Below are 437 nucleotides of genomic sequence, written 5' to 3'. Positions count from 1 at the left end.
TCAGTTCCACGTGCTGCCGCTGGTCCTCACCGACCGGCACCTGGTCCGTCCCGTAGGCGAGGATGTCGGCCGCCATCAGCACGGGATAGGTGAGCAACGACAGCCGCACCCCTTCCCCGGCGTCCCGCGCCCGCGTCGCCTTCTCGCGGTACTGGACCATCCGCCGCAGTTCCCCGTCGGTCGCGGTGCACTCCAGCAGGTACGCCAGCCGGGTGTGCTCGTCCACGTGGCTCTGCACGAACAGCGTGCACTTCTCGGGCCCCAATCCCGCGGCGAGCAACAGCGTCGCGGCCTGCCTGCTGAGCCGGCGCACCCGCGCCGGATCGTGGTCGACGGTGAGGGCGTGCAGATCGACGACGCAGAACAGCGCGTCATCGGCCTTCTGCTCGGCGGCCACCCACTGCCGCCAGGCCCCCAGGGAGTTCCCCAGGGTCAAG

1 pseudogene is annotated in these 437 nt (G+C 70.7%); it reads right to left on the bottom strand.

The features are described from left to right. Positions 1–436, bottom strand: a pseudogene (locus G3I71_RS47895) (tryptophan--tRNA ligase); the annotation flags it as partial. Position 437 lies beyond the last annotated feature (1 nt).

The organism is Streptomyces sp. SID12501, from assembly GCF_010550245.1.
Classification (GTDB): Bacteria; Actinomycetota; Actinomycetes; order Streptomycetales; family Streptomycetaceae; genus Streptomyces.
Note: the sequence above shows the minus strand (reverse complement) of the source record. Positions and strands in the feature narration are given on the sequence as shown.